The sequence below is a fragment of the Sporolactobacillus inulinus genome (genome assembly GCF_006539285.1).
Classification (GTDB): domain Bacteria; phylum Bacillota; class Bacilli; order Bacillales; family Sporolactobacillaceae; genus Sporolactobacillus; species Sporolactobacillus inulinus.
The window spans coordinates 12,353-35,848 of record NZ_BJMS01000001.1 but is presented as its reverse complement, the minus strand read 5'-3'; the positions used below and the strand labels follow the sequence as shown (position 1 = coordinate 35,848).

The following is a 23,496-nucleotide window of genomic DNA, read 5'->3' as shown; positions in this document are numbered from 1 at the left end:
GCTCCTTTCTAGCAATGAAATGAGTTGAACTATGGTATAGTATGGGTAGCGAAAGCGCAATTATGCGAAAAAATTGGGCATAAATACAGATTGAATAGACAAAGCAGCGAGCATGCCGCGTGCTTGCTGCTGCTTAGAAGGAGTTCTCATTGTGCGTCGAATGGTGTCTTTGCAAAACGAAAAAGTTAAGCTATGGAAAAAATTAAAAACGCGAAAATGGCGCGAACGGGAGCAAATGTATTTGATTGAGGGACCGCATCTTGTACAGGAAGCGGTTTTTTCTGCCAAGGAACATGTGCACGCGATTCTGATTGATGAAGCTTTTCATCTTCCGGATGATTGGCCGCTTGATTCTATTGAAGTTTTTCAGGTGACCCACAAAATTTTTACCGAGCTATCACAAACGGAAACCCCACAAGGCATTATTGCTGTTTGTGATTTGAAGAGCTTATCGCTCACTCTGAAACCCGGACGCTTTTTACTCGTTGACGGGGTGCAAGATCCAGGAAATTTGGGGACGCTGATCCGAACTGCGGACGCTTTCGGACTCAACGCAATCTATCTTGGAGATGGATGTGTTGACGGTTACAATGCGAAGACGCTGCGTTCCGCGCAAGGCTCGCACTTTCATCTTCCGGTAATCCATAAGAACTTGTTTACGCTGGCTGACGAGATGAAACAGCTGAACATTCCATTATATGGTTCTTCACTTCAAGGCGATGAGCTGCATCAGGTTAAGGTGTCCAGTCCTTATTATGGACTCGTTGTCGGCAATGAGGGCAACGGGGCGTCACCGGAACTGTTGGCGCAAATGAATCGGCAGGTCAAGATCCCAATGGCCGGCCGTGCTGAATCGCTGAATGTCGCCGTAGCATCAGGTATTCTGCTTTATTGGCTTGAATCAGCAAGGCTTGCATAAGCGGCTTGAATTGCCTATACTAGGAATACACAAGTGAACGATCGGATTCATGTTTCATGAAATGAACCGATATAAATGGAAAAACGATGATGGAGAGCAGTACTTCGATATTCACCATTCAGGGAGAGCAGGTCGTCGACTGGAAGCCTGCTTATGCGCCGGATCGAATGAATTCACTCCTGAGTTGCCGTTTGAACACCGGTAGACATGCCGGTCTAGAATGCGCCGGCACGCGCCGTTAAACGTTTTAAGTGGGCAGTCAATCAGAGACTGTCAACGAGGGTGGTACCGCGACGCTTCGTCCCTTTCAGGGGCGGAGCTTTTTTGGTTTCAGAAAAAAAGTGCAAAGGGATGAAGACAGATGTTAAAAGAGAAATTGCTTGAGCTGCGTCAGCAGGCACTGAGCACCATTGACTCAGCGGATGAGTTGAAGGCACTTCAAGAAGCGCATGTCCGTTTTCTCGGCAAAAAAGGACCGATTACGGAAATTTTGAAGGGCATGGGCAAGCTTTCCAAGGAAGAACGGCCGGTTGTCGGGCAGCTTGCCAACGAGGTTCGTCAATTGATCACTGCGAGGATTGAAGAAAAGAGGGCCGATTTGGAAGCCAGACAGCTTGAAATGAAGCTCGAATCGGAGAAAATTGATGTCACGTTGCCGGGAAGAAAAACAGCACCGGGAAGCCATCATTTGCTCGCATCAATCATTCGCGAAGTGGAAGATTTATTTATCGGTTTAGGCTTCTCGATTGAAGAGGGACCTGAAGTCGAGCAAGACTACTACAATTTTGAAGCGCTGAATTTACCAAAGGATCATCCGGCTCGCGATATGCAGGATTCCTTCTATATTACGGATGACATTCTGATGCGTACCCATACGTCACCGGTTCAAGCACGTACGCTTGAGAAGCATAAAGGGGTTGGCCCGGTGAAAGTTATTTGTCCGGGCAAGGTCTACCGCCGCGATAATGACGATGCAACGCACTCCCATCAGTTTATGCAAATCGAAGGGCTTTATGTGGATCACAAGGTTCGGTTAAGCGATCTGAAGGGAATTCTGACGGTATTCGCCAAGCATATGTTCGGTGCAGATCGTGAAATCCGTCTGCGTCCAAGCTTCTTCCCATTCACCGAACCATCGGTGGAAATGGATATTTCCTGTTTCAGGTGCGGCGGCCATGGATGCAACGTCTGCAAGGGAACCGGCTGGATTGAAATTCTCGGTGCCGGAATGGTACACCCGAATGTCCTTCGGATGTCTGGTTTTGATCCGGGTGAGTACACAGGTTTTGCATTCGGCATGGGGCCGGAACGGATTGCGATGCTGAAGTACGGAATTGAAGACATTCGCCATTTCTACACCGACGATATTCGCTTCTTAAAACAATTTTATCGGGCTTAAGGGGGGAATTTAAACCATGCTGGTTTCTTATAATTGGCTTCAGGACTACGTTGACTTAGACGGTATTACACCGGAAGATTTAGCAAATAAAATTACCAACGCTGGAATTGAGGTGGAACATCTCAATTATCCCGGCGAAGGATTAAAAGGAATTGTTGTCGGTAAAGTTGAGTCATGCACGCAGCATCCGGAAGCAGAAAAACTGAATCTATGCCAAGTGAACCTTGGCAGTGAAACGGTGCAAATCGTGTGCGGCGCGCCAAATGTTGCTGCCGGTCAAAAAGTACCGGTTGCAACGGTCGGCGCAAGAATTGCCGGCAATGTTAAAATCAAACGGGCGAAATTGCGCGGTGAAGTGTCAAACGGAATGATCTGTTCACTAGATGAACTGGGTTTTGATCATAATTATGTACCAAAGGAATACGCAGACGGGATCTACGTCTTTGATGACGAAGTACCGGTTGGAACGGATGCGCTTCCTTTCTTAAACTTGGACGACGCGCTTCTAGAATTAGATATTTTAGTGAACAGTGCACATTGCATGAATATGATCGGTGTCGCCTATGAAGTCAGCGCGATTCTTGACCGTCCGATTCACTTAACCAAACCGCAAGTTGAAGAAGCGGATCAACGGGCAAGCGAGAACATTCAGGTCGTGATTGCCGATCCAAAAAAAGTTCCTTATTACGGCGCACGCCTGCTGACCGGAATTAACGTGAAGCCTTCACCGCGTTGGATGCAGCTTCGTCTGATCGCTGCCGGTGTTCGTCCAATCAATAACGTCGTTGATATCTCAAACTATGTCATGCTGGAATACGGGCAGCCGCTCCACACATTTGACTATGATCAATTCGGATCGAAACGCGTATTGGTTCGTAATGCGGGAGAAAACGAAGAGATCACGACATTGGATGGGCAACTGCGCAAGCTAACGAACGAAGATCTTCTGATCACGAACGGGGAGAAAGGTGTGGCGGTCGCCGGTGTCATGGGCGGCGAAAATACGGAAGTATCTGCAGCAACAAAGAATGTTTTGCTTGAGGCAGCTGTATTCGATTCGATTTCAATTCGCAGAACCGCTGCAAAGCTGCAGCTGCGCTCTGATGCCAGCAGCCGCTATGAAAAAGGAATTGACCGCAATCGCGTTGTTTCCGCAGCCGATCGTGCAGCAGAATTGCTGGCTAAGTTTGCTGACGCGACGGTTCTGCGCGGGGTTGTCGATGCCGGCGAACGAACGGTTCCAGATCGCGCGATTACGATGCCGTGGCAAAAGATCAATCAAGTGCTTGGTGCAGAACTGACGCTTGAAGAGATCACCGGTACATTGAAACGGTTGCATTTTTCCGTTGAAACCGAGGGCTGCGCCATGCATGTATCCGTTCCGGCTCGGCGCTTTGATGTAACCATTCCAGAAGATCTCGTTGAAGAAGTCGGCCGTGTTTACGGGTACAATCACATTAAAGCGACATTGCCTGAAGGCACATCGGCACATGCGGCCCTGACTCCGTATCAGAAAGCACGTCGCAGGGTCGAGGTCCTGATGGAAGGAACAGGGCTCAGTCAGGTCTACACCTATTCGTTAACGACAAAGGAAAGCGCAGCATCTTATGCGGTTCGCAATCAAGAGGCAGCGCCAACGCAAGTCATTTGGCCGATGAGCGAAGAGCACGCGGCTTTGCGTCAGAGCATGATCCCGCAACTGATAAATGTGGTGCACTACCATCTCAATCGGCAAATGCCCAATGTAAAGTTTTATGAAATTGGAAAGGTATTTTTGCCTGTTGCCGGCGAAGCACGACCTGCGGAGGAAGAACATTTGGCGGGAATAATTACCGGACAACGCAATGAGCGAACTTGGGAAGGCGAAGCAAACGCTGTTGATTTCTTCTCTGTAAAGGGAATTGTTGAAACGCTATTTGACGCACTTGGTGTGAGCAGCCAGGTTTCTTATCGACCATCGAATCGTTCGGGCATGCATCCTGGACAAACCGCTGATATCCTTAGAAATGGAGACGTTATCGGTTATGTCGGCGCCCTTCATCCAGGAGTTGAGAAGGATAACGATCTGAATAAAACGTTCGTTTTTGAAGTGGCCCTTGACGCGTTGATCCGTCATGGCGAACCGGGCATCACCTATCAAGGGCTGCCGCGTTTTCCTTCGACAACGCGCGACATTGCACTCGTTGTAAAGCGGAAAACAGCAGCTTCCGATCTTGACCGTGTCATTCGCAAAAATGGCGCGCCGCTGCTTCATTCGCTCCGGCTCTTTGATGTCTATGAAGGCCCTCACGTCGCAGACGACGAGAAATCACTCGCCTTCTCGCTTGTCTACCAGGACCCGGAACGCACGTTAACCGATGATGAAGTAAACGCAGTGCATGAAAAGATTATCAAAGCCTGCGCTGATGAATTTGGAGCAGAACTGCGCGGATAAATCAGAATGACGAAAAGATCAATGTGAGCAAATCGCATTGGTCTTTTTTTTACGGGTAAAGAAACATTCATGACCCGCTTGAGGGGCGCGGGACACCGCTTGAATGAAAATACAGCAATAGTACTGCGTATTCACGTACAAAAGTTTGCGCATCTGGCAAGAGGCTCAGCACTTATCGGTTGGTGGATCAGGTTAAGCACCCAATCCGATAAATAGACGGAAAAATTCCCCTTAATTAGAAAATAGAATAAAAAGAAGCTTAAATAGACGGAGAGCTTCCGCTTATCAACGTGAAAAACGTGAAAATGGGGGATTTTGCTTTGAATAAACGGAAAACCTCCCCTTATTACCCCCGAAACGCGTACCATTCTTCAGATAACCGAAAATTCTCCGCTTATTTTTAATTTCGGAGCAGAATGCTTAATGAAACAGAAGGAAGTTCGTTTTTTATTCGCTCAAAAATGTCCAAGAACCCCTCATTTAGATGCCTTGGCGCCTGCGGGATCGCGCCTTGTTGATACGTGCCAGCGAGACCCCGCAGATTCCTGCCCGTCTGAGGAGGATCCCGATGCGCCCGCGGTCGCGCCCTGTTGATGCGAGCAATCGGAGCGTACACAGGAATTAGCTCATGCATGGAAGTTATTTTTCAATCGCTTGCGTTTCTGATATGATAAAGACAAAAAGCGGCTTTAATCGCTAAGTTTTAAGAATGATTGTGAACAGCTCGGAATGATGCAAAAAAAGAAAGTTGGGATAGACCTTATGCTTCTCACGCTCATTTTAATTATTCTACTCGCCTCAGGCCTTTTTAATGGTTTTCGGCGCGGCTTAATTTTACAGCTCGTGCATCTGGCGAGCTTTATCATCGCCTATATTGTCGCGTTTATGTACTTTAAACCATTGGCGGGTACATTGAAATTTTGGATTCCGTTTCCGACCTCCGCATCAGAAAGCGGAATGTTTCAATTTCTCGGGACGATGGACCTGCAGACCGCATATTATCGCGCGATCGCATTTGTAATCCTATTTATTGCAACCAAAATAATCTTGAATATTCTCGGCTCGACGCTCAACTTTTTGGCTGAATTGCCAATCTTACGCTCAGTCAATCATTTGGGCGGAGCGATTCTTGGGTTTGCAGAGATTTATTTGATCTTGTTCTTTTTACTTTATGCGGGTTCATTAACGCCTGTCAGCGAGATTCAATCAGCAATTGATAAATCCTCGCTTGCTCAGTCGATGATCGCCCACACGCCGTACTTTTCCAACCTGTTGAAAGAAATGTGGGTTGCTTTTGCCGGACTAATCGGCTGACCATGATGGAGCGCATGCAGTTTTTAACCGGCAGTGTTTCGAGACGCTGCGAATAATGAGCACTCAAGGGTGACGATTGTGGATAAAAAACAAATTATCAAACACTTAGATACGATTGCATTATATTTGGAAATTAAGGGTGAGAATACGTTCAAAGTTGCCGCTTATCATCGTGCCGGACTTGCGCTTGAGAATGATCCGCGGTCGATGGATGAAATTGAGGATGTCAGCAAGCTCAAGGGTATCGGCAAATCAACGGCAATGGTGATTGATGAACTGATGAAGAGCGGCAGATCATTGGTGCTGCAGGCACTCGAAAAAGAGATTCCGAGCGGGCTGCTTGATTTGCTGCGTTTACCCGGGCTTGGCGGGAAAAAGATCGGCAAATTGTATCGAGAACTGGGCGTAGTCGATCGGAACAGCTTGAGAGCCGCCTGTGAACAAAAGAAGGTGCGTGCACTGTCCGGTTTCGGAGAGAAAAGTGAGGAACGTATCCTTCAATCCTTAAATGAACAAAAGCGTCCGGCACAACTTGCACTCCCTTACATGCTCGACGTGTCGGAACAATTGGCACAGATTCTTCAATCCATTAAGGCTGTCGCTCGCTTTTCAAAGGCAGGCAGTTTGAGACGCACGAAGGAAAAGATGAAGGATTTGGATTTCGTTATTGAAACCGATGATCCTGAGTTCGTCTCGGAGCAATTGTTGAAAGAATTGCCGATACATGAGGTGGTCGGCAAAGGCGAAGCGAAGATGACCGTCATCTTAGATGATCCGAATCACGTATCGGTCGATTTTCGCTATGCAACGAAACAAACGTATGCTTCGATGCTGCTTCATTTTACCGGGTCAAAGGAACACAATGTTCTGCTTCGCCGTCTAGCGAAGGAGCGCAATGAAAAAATCAGCGAATATGGGATTGAATGCGAGGACGGTTCAGTACGCACATTCACAACGGAGTCCGCGATTTATCGCGACTTTGGCTGCAGCTTCATTCCGCCGCAAGCACGCGAGGGTAAAGATGAATTGGATTGGGCGCAGAAAGGGCCGCTACCTCTGATTCACTTGTCTGAGATTAAAGGCGATCTGCATATGCACTCGACTTGGAGTGATGGGGCGCATACGATCGCTGAAATGGCTGAAGCGATGCGGGCAAAGGGGTATGCCTATGCTTGTTTGACCGATCATTCGCGTTCCCTGCGTGTTGCTCATGGACTAAGCAGCGAGCAACTGTTGCGCCAGCGCGAAGAAATTGAGAAAATCAATGCGCGCTTTGATGATTTCACGCTCTTCGCAGGCGTTGAAATGGATATCTTGCCGGACGGGTCTCTGGATTATCCGGATGATGTGCTTTGCCAGCTTGATTTCGTTATTGCTTCGATTCATTCTTCCTTTTCACAGAGTCAGAGCCAGATCATGAAACGGATGGAAAACGCCTGCCGCAATCCCTATGTCCGTCTGATTGCCCACCCAACCGGCAGATTGCTTGGCAAACGGCGCGGTTATGCTGTTGATGTGGAGCGGTTAATCGCACTCGCAAAAGAGACGGGAACAGCGCTTGAATTAAATGCTAGCCGATTCCGACTGGACTTATCCGCGAAATGGCTGGGCAAGGTCCAGGATGCAGGAGTAAAAATTGCCATTGATACGGACAGTCATTCGATGGAGATGATGAATGACATGACGCTTGGTGTTGACACGGCTATCCGAGCGGGGATTCGACCGCAAACGGTGCTGAACACATGGAGCGCAGCACAGTTAAAGTCCTTTTTACAGCAGCAAAAATCCGGTACAACAGTTGCAACGGATCAATGAATTTTGCACGAGACTCGATAAAGAAACAACCTCAAGTTGAGGGAGATGTCATGATTGAACGAACACGCACTAAGAATTCTCGAGTATGAAAAAATTAAACAACAGTTAATGCACCATACGGCCTCATCACTTGGAAAAGGACTGATCCATGAGCTCACACCATCGGGAGATTTAGATAAAGTCATAAAAATGCAAGAGGCAACCGATGAAGGGACAACCGTTTTGCGTCTCAAAGGTTCCGTGCCATTCGGCGGCATTACCGATGTTCGCCCGGCACTCAAACGATCAAAAATCGGTGGTTTGCTGCAAGCAAGAGAGTTAATTGACCTCGCCGACACGATTCGCGGCGCTCGTCTGATGAAGAAGTTTATTTTGAATTTAATTGAGGATCAAGAACTCGAGCTCCCCATTTTACAGGAGTGCACGGAAACGATTGATCCTCCGGGCGAATTAGAACGAAAGATTCGTCGTGCGATTGATGATCAAGGCGGCGTCATGGATTCGGCAAGTCCCGCGCTTCGACATATTCGCGGACAGATTCGTACCTGTGACAGCCGTGTGAAACAAAAGCTGGAAAACATCGTCCGTTCGAGCGGAAAAATGCTTTCAGAAACACTGATAACCATTCGAAACGATCGTCAGGTCATTCCGGTGAAACAGCAGTACCGCGCTTCGTTTGGCGGTATTGTTCATGACCAATCTGCCTCCGGAGCGACATTATTTATTGAACCTCAGGCAATTGTTGATTTGAACAATCAACTGAGTGAAGCACGGGCGAAGGAGCGCCATGAAATCGAACGGATTTTACGCGTGCTCTCTGAGGAAACCTCCGAGTACGCGGAAGTGATGCTTGAGAATATAGAAGCACTGGCGCAATTGGATTTTATCTTTGCCAAAGCCGGTTATGCGCACGAAATCAAGGCGACGCGTCCGAAATTGAACGATCAAGGGATTATTCGGTTGAAAAAAGCGCGCCATCCGCTTATTGATCGCCAACGTGTCGTTCCGATTGATGTTCTATTTGATGAGCACACACACGCACTGATCATTACCGGACCAAATACCGGCGGGAAAACCGTTTCATTGAAAACAACAGGACTGCTGACGCTCATGGCCCAGTCCGGGCTGCAAATTCCGGTTGATGAAGGATCAGAAGCTAGTGTGTTCCGTGAAGTATTTGCTGATATTGGCGACGAGCAGTCAATTGAGCAGAGCCTCAGTACTTTTTCTTCACATATGACCAATATTGTTACGATTTTAAAACGGGTAGACTTCAACAGTCTTGTTCTTTTTGACGAACTTGGTGCGGGAACCGATCCCCAGGAGGGTGCAGCGCTCTCAATGTCGATTTTAGACGCGGTTTATGGTAAAGGGGCAACGATTGTCTGCACGACGCACTACAGTGAGTTGAAAGCCTATGCTTACGAGCGGCAAGGCGTGATGAACGCCAGCGTCGAATTCGATGTCGAAACGTTGAGCCCAACCTATCGATTGCTGCTTGGCGTCCCGGGGCGAAGCAATGCTTTTGAAATCTCTCGAAAATTAGGCCTGCCGGCAGAGATCATTGCTGGCGCGAAGCTTCAAATCAGCACGGAAACGAATCAGGTCGATAAAATGATTGCCTCACTCGAGCAAAATCGAAAAACCGCAGAGCGCGAAGAAGAGCGGGCACGCAAGCTGAAGCTCGAAGTTGAGGCGCGTGAAGCGGATCTGACCAAAAAGCTCAATGAATTGGAGCGGTCAAAGGAAGAAATTCTTAACAAAGCGCGCGAAAAGGCAGAACGAGCACTAAGCGGTGCACGGCGCGAGGCAGAAGAAATTATTGAGGAACTGCGTAACTACCAGCACAGCGGCAATGTAAAGGAACATCAGCTCATTGATGCCAAAACCAAGCTGGCACACGCACTGGATTCATTGCAGCCAAAGGATTCCGATCAAGTCAAGAAACCGGAACAGAAGTTGGACCGTAGTTTCCATCCCGGCGATACGGTGAAAATTATCAGCTTCGGTCAGGAAGGCTACATTGTCAGCAAAATCAGCGATCAAGACTATTTGGTTCAAGCCGGAATTCTGAAAATGAATGTGAAAGCAAATGATTTGAAACGGATCAAGGAGAAGAAACAAGCGAAACCGGTCGTGAATGTCCGAACAGCCACCCAAACCGTCCGACCGGAACTTGACCTTCGCGGAGAGCGCTATGAGGATGCAATGCGACGCGTCGAGAAATACCTTGACGAAGCCATGCTGGCCGGTTATGCACGCGTCTCGATTATTCACGGGAAAGGAACCGGGGCGTTGCGTAAAGGCGTCACCAAGTTAATTGACCGTCATCCACGCGTAAAAAACGCGCGACTTGGGTCGCAAGGCGAAGGCGGAAGCGGTGTCACTGTTGTTGAATTTAAGTGATTTAGTGCTCAAGCTGAATAATGGCATCAAATCATTGCACATGCTATACTTTGTTTCATAAGGCATTCTGATTTAATCAAGGAGGTTTTTCTGAAATGGCGATTAGTCAAGTAAACGACGCAAATTTTACGGATGAAACTTCTAAGGGACTTGTCCTTGCCGACTTTTGGGCAACGTGGTGCGGACCATGCAAAATGATGGCTCCGGTTCTTGAAGAAGTCGATTCTGAATTAGCGGATAATCTAAAAATTGTGAAGCTGGATGTTGATGAAAATCAAGCAACAGCAAGCAAATATGGGGTTATGAGTATCCCAACGATGTTCTTGTTCAAGGACGGCGAAGTGGTTGACAAAGTTGTCGGCTTCCAGCCGAAAGAAGCACTGGCAGAACGGATTAAACAGCACATCGGCTGATTCGAACTGAATGCAACCAAAGAAGCCGGGACGATTTGCAGACGCAAAGCCGCCCCGGCTTTTCTTTGCAAGGTCTATGCGTTTGGTCGAGGAAAGCCTGTGAAGCAAATGCTCATATGCTCGGGCACGCCCGCGAGATTGCACCTTGTTGATGCAAGCCAGGTGGAGACCCCGCAGGCATTTTGCCAAGAGCCGAGGAGGTTTCCGGACTGCCCGCGGCAAGCGAGCAACCGAAGCGTTGATGCACAACCGCAAAGCTACAAACCAACGTCAGCCTGAAAATTAAAAAACCGGCGCATCCTGCGGAAGTAAGCTCGAGCTTGTTGGTTTTTCTAACTGCAGTTAAAGGATGATCATCAATGATAAATGAAAAAATTAAAGAAAAATTGAGCCTTCTTCCCAAACAGCCGGGCTGTTATCAGATGAAGAATAGCCAAGGCGAAATTATCTATGTCGGCAAAGCGAAAAACTTATTTAACCGCGTACATTCGTATTTCAGCGGGTCTCACGATGCCAAAACACAGCGTCTGGTTGCTGATATTGCCGATTTTGAATATATCGTGGTCTCATCAGAAATTGAATCATTGCTTCTAGAGATTAATTTGATTAAAAAGTACGAGCCGCGTTACAACATCATGCTCAAGGATGATAAAAGCTATCCCTATATTAAATTAACTTCTGAAAAGTATCCGCGGCTGATCATCACACGTAAAGTCAATCGCAAGAGTGGCAAGTATTTTGGCCCGTACCCGAACGTCACCGCAGCGAATGAAACGAAGCGGCTTCTCGATCATCTCTATCCGCTGCGAAAATGCCGTACCTTGCCGAACCGCGTCTGCCTTTATTATCATATCGGCCAGTGCTTAGCCCCTTGCGTCAACGAAATTCCTCCAGAAACGTACAGGACGATGGCAGAGGAGATTACCCGATTTCTTAACGGCGGGGGCTATAAGGACGTGAAAAAGAAACTGAAGCAGGAAATGCTGGAAGCTTCCGATCAACTCAACTTCGAGAAGGCAAAAGAGCTGCGCGATCAGATCAATAATATTGAAACGGTCATGGAGAAACAGAAAATTATTTTTAATGATCTGGATGATCGTGACGTTTTCGGTTATTCCTTTGACAAAGGCTGGATGTGTGTCCAAGTCTTTTTCATGCGCCAAGGTAAGCTGATTGAACGGAAGGTATCTCTTTTTCCTTTCTATCAGGAGCCGGAAGAAGATTTTCTAACGTTTATCGGTCAATTTTACAGCCATCAGAACCATTTGAAGCCGAAAGAAGTGCTGATTCCGCAATCGGTTGACCGAGAGTTAATCGCGCAAATGCTGGAAACCAATGTCATTCAGCCGCAGCGGGGACGAAAAAAAGATTTGGTTGAAATGGCTGTGAAAAATGCGCGTATTGCCTTGAAAGAAAAATTCGCACTGATTGAACGTGATGAGAATCGGACCATTGGCGCTGTCGAACAGTTAGGCGAAGCGCTTGATATGCCGGCACCGCGCCGCATTGAAACCTTTGACAACTCAAACATTCAAGGGACAGATCCGGTTTCAGCGATGGTTGTTTTTGAAGATGGTCGTCCAAAGAAAAGCGATTATCGCAAGTATCGGATCAAGACGGTGAACGGACCGGACGACTATGCGACCATGCGCGAGGTTGTGCGCCGCCGGTACGGACGCCTCCTTAAAGAAAATCGGCCGCTGCCGGATCTGATTTTAATTGATGGTGGCAAAGGTCAGCTGTCCGCAGCGATTGATGTGCTGGAAAATGAATTTGGTCTGTATATTCCGGTAGCCGGATTGGCAAAAGATGAGAAGCATCGCACGGCGCAGCTGGTGGTCGGCGAACCGCCGCAGCCGCTTCCGCTTGCCCGTAACAGTCAGGCGTTCTATCTGCTGCAGCGCATTCAGGATGAAGTACACCGATTTGCGATCACGTTCCACCGCCAGCTTCGGGCGAAAGCGATGATTCACTCGCTCCTTGATGATATTCCGGGAATTGGAAATCAGCGAAAACAGATGCTGCTGCGTAAATTTGGTTCGATGAAAAAAATTCGAGAAGCGAGCAAAGAGGAACTGCATGAGGCAGGACTTCCGGAGAAAGTTGCTGAATCGGTGCGGACTTATTTGGATCAGAACGATTGAAAGGTGTTGTTTCGGCGGTTCAGGTTTGTTATAATTTCATTAACTTAATTTTTCAAATATCTGAAGTGATAGAGGAGCAGTCTTCATCAGTAGGTCGCGCGAGAAGCATGAACTTTTATGAACGCGTCTGAAAGGGGAGTCTGCCGAAGCGGGAACGGATTCATGTCCGTTCCGGGCTGGACCTGCATTGAATAGATGCAGAGCTGTCACACTTGAAGGGGCGTTTGCCTTGACGAAGTAGTGTGGAGAACTATCTCAGCATGTTGAAAAACGATTGACTGTTCAACAGCGGGGATTTTCTCGCTGTTCTTTTTGTCACTGCAGATCTTGATGAATAAGGAGTCATCGCTTATCAGAGAGATCCCAAAGCTTCTCTAGAGAGGATCCGGAAAAGCGAAATGAAAAATGCCGGTCAGCGTTTAAAGGAGCGAATTTAGGTGGCTTTAACAGTAATGAAATTTGGCGGAACCTCCGTCGCATCGGTGGAACGGCTGCAGAAGGTAGCGGATAAAGTCATTAGGAAAAAAGAAGCCGGCGATCAAGTAATTGTGGTTGTTTCTGCAATGGGAAAAACGACTGATCAGTTGGTCTCTATGGCCGGCGAGATTTCCGATCGACCGTCAAAACGGGAAATGGATGTGCTTTTGTCAACGGGTGAACAGGTGACCATTGCTTTACTGTCAATGGTGCTGAACGAACGCGGCCATAAAGCGATCTCATACACGGGTTGGCAGGCTGGAATCAAGACGGAAGCGGTTCACGAAAATGCACGGATTGCATCGATTGACACCTCCCTGATCCGTCCACAATTAAATGAAGGCTCAATCATCATCATCGCAGGTTTTCAAGGCGTCACCGAAACTGGCGACATTACAACATTAGGCCGCGGCGGTTCAGACACATCGGCAGTAGCGATTGCCGAAGCATTCGCTGCTAAGCGCTGCGAAATATACACAGATGTGACCGGTGTCTTCACGACCGATCCGCGCTTCGTGAAAAAGGCGCGAAAACTTAAGGAAATCAGTTACGATGAGATGCTCGAGATGGCTTACCTTGGAGCGGGCGTCCTTCATCCGCGCGCAGTTGAGTATGCAAAAAACAGTCATCTTGAGCTCGTCGTGTGCTCCTCATTTACCGATGAGGAAGGCACGGTCATTAAGGAGGAAGTATCAATGGAAACGAGTAAGTCGGTTCGTGGGCTCGCTTTTGAAAAAAATGTTACCAAAGTGACATTGCTTGGACTGCCGAATAATGTGTCGGCGGTCTCGCACGTCTTTGATACCATTGCAGACAAAAAGATCAATATCGACGTCATTGTGCAGAATGTGCTTGATGAAGCGCGAACGAACCTGTCCTTTACCGTTGATCAGGAACTTTTGGAAGAGACACTGGATGTTCTCCGTGGAAGCGAAAAAGAACTGGGCTATCAGCAGCTGATCTATGAATCGGAATTGGCCAAGTTATCGATCGTCGGCTCAGGCATGGCCTCTAACCCAGGGGTTGCAGCAGAAATGTTCCATGCGCTCGCCAGCCAGAAGATTAAGATTAAAATGATCAGCACATCTGAGATCAAAGTCTCAACGATCATTGATGAGGCTAAATTGATTGAGGCGCTCGACACACTTCATGAAACCTTCCACTTGTCGGAAGAAGAGTCGGTCAGCCTTTGATCCGAATACGGTGAAACGATTCTGTGCAATCAAAATCCCCCGAGGATGTGACCCATTCTCGGGGGATTTTGATTGTTTTTTGTGAGCAATAGATCATTCATTGTTATGTACATGATCCTTTGCATCCCATTTCACTTGAAAAACAATCTTTTTTTGACGACCATTTTTCACTTCCATATAGGTTTCCGCGACGCAGCCGGTTTGATGCTGGATTTGTTCAGCAATAAATCCGGATTCAAGTGAAAAGCTGTCTGTGTTCGGGAAATCCTTAATCCGCGCTTCAACAAGTGCGGAGCTGCATTCAAACGTCGTTTTATTTTTTGATTGACTGACTTGCTGCAAATGCCCCCATCCGGCGCGAGTAAAAAAGTCGATGATTTGCTGCTCATTTTCGAGTGGATACCGTCTGGCGAGCTTACGACCGGACCAGTACAAGATCGGAGCAGTTTCCTTGTTCAGAAGTTCTGGAATTAATAAATTTCGAATCAATTCATAACCAAAAGCCGGTACGGTCGCGTCACCGTAGTGCTCCGGCTGTGGACAGGTTTCATTTCTCGTCATCTTCTATCCCTCCACAAACTATTATAACGGTCTTTTCGCTGTTTCACTATGAAAGAATGATGCGCTGCACAGTTTATTTTTTATGATGTTCTCGTCTTTTTCTTTTAGGGGGAGAACTTCTAAATTGTGTTTCACAATCAAGCACATGTCAAGAAATGATTCACAAAATCAGCCGAATGTGCAAAACTAAAGACAGTAACAAGAAAGGATTGAGAGATGAATGAACTACCGAGTGGAGCATGATACTTTGGGTGAAGTGAGCGTCCCTGCAGAACGTCTGTGGGCTGCACAAACGCAAAGAAGCAAGGATCATTTTAAGATCGGATGGGAAAAAATGCCGCTGGAAATCGTCCGAGCCTTCGCAATCCTGAAAAAAGCAGCGGCGATTGCCAATCAAAAGCTTACGCTTCTAGATTCGGATAAAGCCGAAGCCATTGCGGAAGCAGCAGATGAAGTGATTGACGGAAAGTGGGATGAAGAGTTTCCCCTTGTTGTGTGGCAAACCGGAAGCGGAACCCAGTCAAATATGAATATGAATGAAGTGCTGGCCAATCGTGCCAGTCAGCTTCTTAAGGCAAAAGGGATTGATCAGCACGTACACCCCAATGATGATGTAAACAAAGCACAAAGCTCCAATGATACATTTCCTACGGCTTTACATATCGCTGCTGTTCAAGCGGTTGAAGACCATGTCCTTCCTGCACTGGATGAACTGCAAACCATTCTGGATCAAAAAGCCGCAGAATTCAGCGACATCGTGAAAATTGGCCGTACCCATCTTCAAGATGCAGTGCCTCTGACCGTAGGACAGGAAATCAGTGGATGGGCGTACATGCTGAAGGAGTCAAAGGTGCTGATCGAAAATACGCTTGATCATTTGAAGAGTTTGGCGATCGGCGGAACAGCGGTAGGCACCGGACTGAACGCACCGGCATCATTTGGCGACCAGGCTGCTGAGGAAATCAGTACAATTACAGGCAAGAAATTCCACGCTTCTGCGAACAAGTTTCACGCCTTGACCAGTCATGATGCCGTCGTTGCCGCTCACGGCGCATTAAAGGCACTTGCGGCTGATTTGATGAAGATCGCCAATGATGTGCGCTGGCTGGCGAGCGGACCGCGCTGCGGACTTGGCGAATTGGAAATTCCAGCGAATGAACCGGGCAGCTCGATTATGCCAGGAAAGGTCAATCCGACACAAGCCGAAGCCGTAACGATGGTTGCTGTTCAAGTCATGGGAAACGATGCGGCAATCGGTTTTGCAGCGAGTCAAGGCAATTTTGAGCTCAATGTATTTAAACCGGTGATTGGCTATAATTTTCTCCAATCCACGAAACTGCTTGGTGATGTGATGCATTCCTTTGCCGCTCATTGCGCTGCAGGAATCAAGGTAAACAAAGAACAAATCGATTATTTTCTGCATCATTCTTTAATGCTGGTCACTGCGCTTAATCCGAAGATCGGCTATGAAAAAGCGGCGAAAATTTCTAAATTAGCCCATCGAGAGGGGATCAGCCTTCGCGATGCGGCAATTAAACTGGGCATTTTAAGCGGTGAAGCTTTTGATGCACTGGTTAAACCGGAGCAGATGGTTCACCCGCACCAATAATCGTCCCAAGAACGTTTCATGTAACTTTGCGTAAAATAATCAATCTGCGCACGCATCGTGCCTCACGTCATAAACTGTAAGTGACTAAAAGCCTTTCCCGCCCGCTCTTCTGCTGAGCAAGGAGGGGGAAATTTGAAAGAAGAATACCACCGTCCAAAACCATTGCTGACGAAGAGAGAACGAGAAGTTTTCGAACTTCTCGTTCAAGACAAGACAACACGCGACATAGCAAAAGAACTCTTCATCAGTGAAAAAACAGTTCGGAACCATATCTCGAACACCATGCAGAAATTAGGTGTGAAGGGACGCTCCCAAGCGGTTGTCGAACTTTTGAGACTCGGAGAACTCAAATTATAGCAGCTGCCGGTTCCTGAATAAGGGCCGGCTGTTGTTTTTTATTTAAAAATAAATAGAGAACTTTTTATGCGTATAGTAGGGGACAGCGCTAAAAAGCTCTCTGATAAATGATGGTGCGATGAACTTTATCTATTTAAATACGGGCACTAGCCTTGCTTTTCTGTAAGCGGCGTGCTGTCCTCATAGCATGCGCTTTGTTTGCCGGATTCGATCAAACGAGATTCATGCCGCATCGTCTGATTTTTCTTGTCGTTGTTTTCTCAAACTCGTTTTCCAGAATTTCAAACATACGGATGTGTTTATAATTTGGCATTTTGTTGTTCACGTCATCGATAATTGATTTTATCATCGCCTGTAATTCTTCTTTGGCAGGCAGATGGCCGACCAATTCGGTGACGCAATCTAAATTCGGGAATATTTTGGCCCTCACGCAAATACTTCCGTTACGATCGTTCCCCGTAAGAATAAGTGCTTCACTGATCGTTTCTTTTTCTAACAGGCGTGCCTCTAATTCCTCCGGATAAATGTTTTTGCCATTAGCTGTGACAATGACATTCTTCATGCGCCCTTTGATATACAGGGCGCCGTCCTCAGCGATGAATCCTAAATCACCTGTCCGAAAATAACCGTTGCAGAATGTGTTGGCCGTAGCCTCCGGATCGTTAAAGTAACCGAGCATGATATTGTCGCCTTTGGCAAGAATTTCGCCGACACCGGATTCATTGGGGCTGTCGATCATCAATTCGACGCCGGGGACCGCAACACCAGTTGATTTAGCATTGAAATAAAAATCATTGTTACCCGCCAAAAGAGGAGCTGTTTCCGTAAGCCCATAGCCCTGTAAAGCTCTGATGCCAAGTGCTAGAAAATCCTCGACCACAGCAGAGGGAAGATCTGCCCCGCCGACAATGCATGTATGAATTTTGCCCCCAAGCGATTTCTTCACTTTTCGACGAATTGCCATTCTTACAAGCGCAGGTAAGTCTCGAAGCGCCATTGAGAGTGACGATGTTTTGAGCTTTGCTTGATACTTTGCCGGACTATTTTTTGCGATAGCCGCTTGAATCCGCTTGTCTAAAAGTTGCAATAGCGCAGGAACGACGACGAGAAGCGTTGGCCGATATTCAAGAATATTGCGGCGTATCGCATTCAGGCTGTCGGCGTAAGCAATGCAGGCACCACGTGAAAGAATAAGCAAGCAATCCAATGTGCATTCGTACGTATGACATAGTGGCAGGATTGAAAGTGTTTTGTCGCGTGACGTGATTTTTACGATTTGTGAAGTCGCAAAAATATTCGCGCAAATATTCCTTTGAGAAAGGCACACACCTTTTGGCTTTCCTGAAGTGCCTGAAGTGAAAATAAGCACACTCATTTCATCTTCAGCAATCGGAACTGTGTCAATGCGCGTATCATCTTCAGCAATCGCTGGCAGGGTATCCTGCAAAGGCAAAAGTAATCGTTGACTGCTGATGAGTGGTCTTAATTGTTCGAGGATCTCCTTGTCCGCACATATCGCGGCACAGTCGGCACTGACAATGAATTGATGCATATCTTCAGGTGACAGTTCACGATCGATTGGAACCGCCACACCGACCGTAGCGGCACACGCATAGTGCAGCACCCATGCGTAGCTGTTTTTACCGATGACTGCGATTCGCTTACCGTGCAAGCCGAGATTTAGAAAATGTGTGCCTACCGCCCTGTACCCCTGTTTAAATTGAGCATAACTCACGTATCGGTAGCTCCCGCTTCTAATCTTTATTTGGAAGGCAGTCTTTTTTCTGAATTTCTTTGCACTTGCGTAAATCATTTCTCGAAAATCAGAGTACCGTGTGGCGTTGTTCAACTGTTTTGTTTTCAAATGAGTGCTCCTTCACCTTTTCGTTATTTATGATCGTTCAGCAATTTGTCTCAGCCAATTGTTCATCCCATTGCGCAATCGGTTTTATTCTAGAGTAAAGTGAAACGAGTGGGTTTTGAAAAATTACGAATCTGCTCCTTGTGTTTCGTACGGAATCCCTTTTGCCAAATGGAGAGGGGATTAATAACATAAACGTTTAGATTTTAATAGCACTTCTAAATACGTTACGTTTCGCCGATAGTTTCAAGTAATAACAATTGCGGTTTTAATTTTGATTACGGATGCTCTCGTTTTGGCAGGAAACCAGAAAAGGCGGCCTCCAATAAATGAGCGTTTCAGTAGGTGTAGGGTCTGCGTCCGCTGATACAATTCACAAAATCGTCACATTTATATTGCAAACGCACGCAGCTCCGTGTAAAATCAACAAATGTAAGCGCTTTATTTTTTTATCAGAACGGCATTTTGATTATAGAAAGGGGAAGTGATTGATGCAATGGGCACAGAATTATGATCCGATGGGGAACATGGCTTTATCGTTTGCTGTTGCCTGTATTCCGTTATTATTTTTTTTCTGGTGTTTGGCGATTAAGAAAATGAAGGGGTATTTAGCTGGACTTCTGACGGTTGCCGTCGCCGTTCTTGAAGCAATAGTCGTCTATCACATGCCGGTGCACCTTGCACTCGAAGCAACTGTTCTTGGCGGATTGCAAGGGCTTTGGCCAATTGGCTGGATTGTGGTTACTGCCGTGTTTCTGTATGAATTAACGGTCGCTTCAGGAAAATTTCAAGTGATCAGCGATTCGATTGCATCAATCACGGAGGATCGCCGCTTGCAGGCATTGCTGATCGCCTTCTCTTTTGGTGCATTCTTGGAAGGAACGGCAGGGTACGGCACCCCGGTCGCGATTGCCGGCGGATTGCTTGCTGGTCTCGGGTTTAATCCTTTTTATGCCGCTGGGTTGTGTTTGATCGCTAATACGGCACCTGTTGCGTTCGGAGGTGTCGGCATTCCCATTCTCACTTCTGCTCAGGTCACAGGAATTGATACGCTTTCGCTAAGTCAAATGGTCGGCCGCCAGGTGCCTTTTCTCTCGCTGTTTGTTCCATTCTGGTTGGTTTTCATTATGTCGGGATGGAAACGAACACTTGAAGTGTTTCCGGCCATTCTGGTCAGTGGGCTTTCGTTCGCAGGTACCCAATATTTGACCGCCAACTTTTTAGGACCGGAACTTCCTGATGTCACTTCTGCGATTGTGAGCATGGTCAGTCTTGTTTTGTTATTAAAATTCTGGCAGCCAAAAACCATCTTTCGATTTAAAGGCGAAAAGAAGCAGGAGTCGGTGGATCGTGATGAGCGGAAACCGAAACAGCGTTTGGGGCAAATCGTGCAAGCATGGTCGCCATTCGTTTTGCTCGTACTTGTCATCTGCATTTGGGGCGGCTCAGAACGTATCAAAGCGTTTCTGAATCAGGCAACGTTACTTCTTCCGATCCCTGGCTTGGATCAAATGATCGCCCAAGTCAAACCGATTGTAACACAGGCTACCCCTTATGGTGCGGTTTATAAATTTGATGGACTTGCTGCAACGGGAACGGCTATTTTAGTTACATGCGTTTTAAGTAAATTCTTGATTGGGATCAGCTGGAAAAAGTGGGGAGCAACGTTTGGGCTGACTATTAAAAAGCTCGCACTCCCTCTGGTGATGATTGTTTCCGTTCTTGGTTTTGCTTATATTGAAAATTATTCTGGAATGAGTGCGACGCTTGGCCTCGGTTTGGCGTCGACGGGAGTGGTGTTTCCGTTCCTCGCACCTTTTATCGGCTGGATTGGTGTATTTCTTACCGGTTCGGATACCTCGTCGAACGCACTGTTTTCTAATTTGCAGAAGGTGTCGGCGAATCAGATCGGTGTCGATCCGACTTTGCTTGTCGCCGCCAACTCAACCGGCGGGGTAGCTGCAAAAATGATTTCACCGCAATCGATCGCTGTTGCAACGGCAGCGACCGGACTTGTTGGCAAAGAAGGAAGTCTGTTCCGTTTCACGATTTTGCACAGCCTTTTATTTGTTGCGATTACCGGAGTTATAACATTTCTGCAGGCCTATGTACTGCAGTGGATGATTCCATAACCTGAAACTAAGGATATGCATCACTACAAAAGGGAGTTGCGCAAGTCAATCATTGACTGCGCAACTCCCTTTTTGAAATCACTTTTTCGTTTTTTTGTAAAGTTAAGGATTCTTTAAGGATGCACTGCCATACTGACATTAAGCAAAGCATTTGTCATGATCGGTGCTAAGCCGAGAGATGTTGGTTACGCAGAGGAGGATTTTTTCATGAACTTATTAAAAAACAAGCGCATCGATTTTTATCTACTAGGCGTCATTCTTCTATCCCTATTTATGAATTTCTTTTTACTAAGTCAGGCAAGTACGAATGCGTATTATACGGTTGCGGTAAAAAGCATGATGAAAAATTTTCACAACTTTTTTTACGCTTCATTTGATCCAGCAGGGTTTATTACCGTAGATAAACCTCCGGTAGCACTTTGGCTGCAGACGCTGAGTGCAAAAGTGTTTGGCTTCAGCAATTTCAGCGTGCTGCTTCCGGAAGCATTGGCTGCTGTGAGCGCAACTGTGATTGTCTATCAGATGGTCAAACAAAAGGCTGGGAGAATTGCTGCTTTTATTTCTGGAATTACAATGTCGGTAACGCCGATTTTTATTGCTGTTACCCGAACCAACAATGTCGACAGTATTTTGATTCTGACTTTAGTGATTGCAGCTTGGGCTGTATTCAAAGCCGCAGCAACAACGAAGCTGCGCTGGCTGCTGCTCAGTGCTGTGATGATTGGCATTGGCTTCAATGTGAAAATGCTTGAAGCATTTATGATTCTCCCGGCTATTTATCTATTCTATTTTATTGCGGTAAAAGTGAATTGGAAGAAAAAAATCATGCATCTTGTTGCCGCAACGGTTGTTCTGGCAGCAATTTCGCTCTCATGGGCCGTCGTTGTCGATTCGATTCCGGCAGACAAACGTCCTTATATTGGCAGCAGTCAAACCAACTCGGTACTTGAACTTGCCTTTGGCTACAATGGCGTGTCCCGACTAACTGGCCAACAAGGCGGAGCAGGAGCGGGAAAAATGCCGACCAGACAAAAATCGTCTGCAAGCCAAGCCCAACAAGTGCCTTTTAGCGATAAGAACACGCAGAACGGCAACGCAAACCATGCTCCAGGAGGAACGGCTCCAACCGGCACGCTGAACGGCGGCCCGGGAGGATCAAACAACGCAGGGAATGGAACACCTGCCAATGGTGCACAAAGCGATGGGCCGAGTGTCTCAGGAAAAACAATGGGGGGAACACCGCCCGGCGGCATGAACGATGGACGCGGCGCAGGTCGGCAAGGCGGGATGTTTGGTACAGGGAATGCCGGTCCACTGCGCTTGTTCTCAAAAGCATTATCCGGACAAGCGAGCTGGCTGCTCCCATTTGTACTCTTCAGCGGGATTGCGGTTGTCGCCGATTTCCTCCGACGCCGAAAATTAGATCAGAAACATGCGTTTGCAATTTTCTGGTTGGCTTGGTTGGTACCGGCGATGGCCTTTTTCAGCATTGCCGGGTTCTTCCATCACTATTATCTAAGTTTGCTCGCACCGCCAATTGCCGCATTAACAGGACTTGGTTTCACGTATATGTGGCGAGATTTTAGCGACTCGACCCGTTCATGGCGCAGCTTTCTGCTGCCAATCGCCTTTGGCGGGACACTGCTGTTTGAAGCGGCCATCTTCTATCAGAACAGTATCGCAACCCTCTGGATCATTCTTCTGATCATTGCCGCCGTGCTGACAACAGGAATCGGCTTGATTTGGCGCAGCACTGATCGGAAAATTCAAGCTGCTATTGTTGGAACAAGTATCTTCGTGATGCTGCTTGCACCACTGTATTGGACACTGCCCTCAACCTTTAATCAGACCAACAGTTCTATTCCTGTTGCCGGCCCAACGTCAACGCAAACCGGCATGGGCGGTATGGGGATGAAGGGAGGCGGTCAAAGGGGCAGAGCTCAAAGCGGCAATGCGGAAGGTGGCGCCCCATCAATGAATCAGGAGGCAGGCACTTCAAGATTAGAGATGCCGTCAAACGAATCTGGAGCAGCGCCAACTCGGACGAGAAGCGTTCGTCGTGGTATGGGTGATCAAGTGAATACAAAACTGCTGACCTATCTACGGAGGCATTATACCGGTGAAAAATACATTCTTGGCGTGGAACGGGCTCAGTCAGCGTATTCGATCATGCTGAAAACGAACGATGCGGTGATGGCCATGGGTGGATTTAGCGGAAATGACCCTGCATTAACGGTAAGTAAATTGGAAAAAATGGTAAAGGCAGGCGAAATCAAGTATTTTCTCTTGTCAGAAAGTCAAGGCATGGGAAGCAGCCCCAGTGTAACCAATTGGATTCAGAAACACTTTAAGAAAGTGCCGACAAGCGACTGGTCAGACACTAATTCAAACAGCAGCCAGAACGGTCAAGGAGGTCAATCAAACTTATATGTTTATCAGAAATCATGATTTATTTTGCAAAA

At 47.2% G+C, this 23,496-nt stretch carries 15 protein-coding genes, 1 riboswitch and 1 other annotated feature; of the genes, 13 read left to right on the top strand and 2 right to left on the bottom strand.

Features of this window, described 5'->3' with window-relative positions; genetic code table 11:
• The first annotated feature begins 160 nt into the window (after positions 1-160).
• From SIN01_RS00140 to SIN01_RS00100, 9 genes are all read left to right on the top strand, one after another.
• Positions 161-919, top strand: a complete 759-nt coding sequence (locus SIN01_RS00140) for a TrmH family RNA methyltransferase (RefSeq protein ID WP_039744833.1) — start codon at positions 161-163, stop codon at positions 917-919.
• 77 nt (positions 920-996) lie between these two features.
• Positions 997-1,228: a binding site (T-box leader), on the top strand.
• Positions 1,229-1,280: 52 nt separating this feature from the next.
• A complete protein-coding gene (pheS, locus tag SIN01_RS00135) occupies positions 1,281-2,318 on the top strand; it encodes a phenylalanine--tRNA ligase subunit alpha (protein ID WP_010023954.1) in 1,038 nt (345 codons plus the stop codon).
• A gap of 16 nt (positions 2,319-2,334) precedes the next feature.
• Positions 2,335-4,752 carry a phenylalanine--tRNA ligase subunit beta gene (gene pheT, locus SIN01_RS00130; protein ID WP_010023955.1) on the top strand — a complete coding sequence of 806 codons (2,418 nt, stop codon included), beginning with the start codon at positions 2,335-2,337 and terminating at the stop codon, positions 4,750-4,752.
• Between the two features lie 762 nt (positions 4,753-5,514).
• Positions 5,515-6,066, top strand: coding sequence for a CvpA family protein (locus SIN01_RS00125; protein WP_039746924.1), 552 nt, complete (start codon positions 5,515-5,517; stop codon positions 6,064-6,066).
• 78 nt (positions 6,067-6,144) lie between these two features.
• The gene (polX, locus tag SIN01_RS00120; RefSeq protein ID WP_029548359.1) at positions 6,145-7,881 is read left to right on the top strand and encodes a DNA polymerase/3'-5' exonuclease PolX; all 1,737 of its coding nucleotides are present in this window, start codon (positions 6,145-6,147) and stop codon (positions 7,879-7,881) included.
• Positions 7,882-7,935: 54 nt separating this feature from the next.
• A complete protein-coding gene (locus SIN01_RS00115) occupies positions 7,936-10,287 on the top strand; it encodes an endonuclease MutS2 (protein WP_010027601.1) in 2,352 nt (783 codons plus the stop codon).
• Between the two features lie 95 nt (positions 10,288-10,382).
• Complete coding sequence (trxA, locus tag SIN01_RS00110; RefSeq protein WP_010027600.1) at positions 10,383-10,700, top strand: thioredoxin; 318 nt, start codon at positions 10,383-10,385, stop codon at positions 10,698-10,700.
• Between the two features lie 362 nt (positions 10,701-11,062).
• Positions 11,063-12,844: an excinuclease ABC subunit UvrC gene (gene uvrC / locus SIN01_RS00105; protein WP_047035143.1), complete on the top strand. Its 1,782-nt coding sequence runs from the start codon at positions 11,063-11,065 to the stop codon at positions 12,842-12,844.
• Between the two features lie 61 nt (positions 12,845-12,905).
• Positions 12,906-13,105, top strand: a riboswitch (Lysine riboswitch).
• Between the two features lie 176 nt (positions 13,106-13,281).
• Positions 13,282-14,514 carry an aspartate kinase gene (locus tag SIN01_RS00100; RefSeq protein WP_029548259.1) on the top strand — a complete coding sequence of 411 codons (1,233 nt, stop codon included), beginning with the start codon at positions 13,282-13,284 and terminating at the stop codon, positions 14,512-14,514.
• A 93-nt stretch (positions 14,515-14,607) separates the two neighbouring features.
• Here SIN01_RS00100 and SIN01_RS00095 read toward each other — a convergent pair whose 3' ends face one another.
• Positions 14,608-15,075 carry a YslB family protein gene (locus SIN01_RS00095; RefSeq protein WP_010026146.1) on the bottom strand — a complete coding sequence of 156 codons (468 nt, stop codon included), beginning with the start codon at positions 15,073-15,075 and terminating at the stop codon, positions 14,608-14,610.
• A gap of 220 nt (positions 15,076-15,295) precedes the next feature.
• Between SIN01_RS00095 and fumC the strand changes: the two genes are divergently transcribed.
• Positions 15,296-16,684 (top strand): class II fumarate hydratase, encoded by a 1,389-nt coding sequence (fumC, locus tag SIN01_RS00090; RefSeq protein ID WP_010026147.1) that lies wholly within the window; start codon positions 15,296-15,298, stop codon positions 16,682-16,684.
• A 132-nt stretch (positions 16,685-16,816) separates the two neighbouring features.
• Positions 16,817-17,041, top strand: a complete 225-nt coding sequence (locus SIN01_RS00085) for a helix-turn-helix domain-containing protein (RefSeq protein ID WP_010026148.1) — start codon at positions 16,817-16,819, stop codon at positions 17,039-17,041.
• Between the two features lie 211 nt (positions 17,042-17,252).
• Here the strand turns inward: SIN01_RS00085 and SIN01_RS00080 are convergent, their stop codons facing one another.
• Complete coding sequence (locus SIN01_RS00080; protein ID WP_047035142.1) at positions 17,253-18,854, bottom strand: AMP-dependent synthetase/ligase; 1,602 nt, start codon at positions 18,852-18,854, stop codon at positions 17,253-17,255.
• A gap of 539 nt (positions 18,855-19,393) precedes the next feature.
• On the opposite strand from SIN01_RS00080, the gene SIN01_RS00075 reads away from it, so the two are divergent.
• The gene (locus SIN01_RS00075) at positions 19,394-21,034 is read left to right on the top strand and encodes an L-lactate permease (RefSeq protein WP_047035140.1); all 1,641 of its coding nucleotides are present in this window, start codon (positions 19,394-19,396) and stop codon (positions 21,032-21,034) included.
• A gap of 207 nt (positions 21,035-21,241) precedes the next feature.
• A complete protein-coding gene (locus SIN01_RS00070; protein ID WP_010026152.1) occupies positions 21,242-23,482 on the top strand; it encodes an ArnT family glycosyltransferase in 2,241 nt (746 codons plus the stop codon).
• Positions 23,483-23,496: the final 14 nt, after the last annotated feature.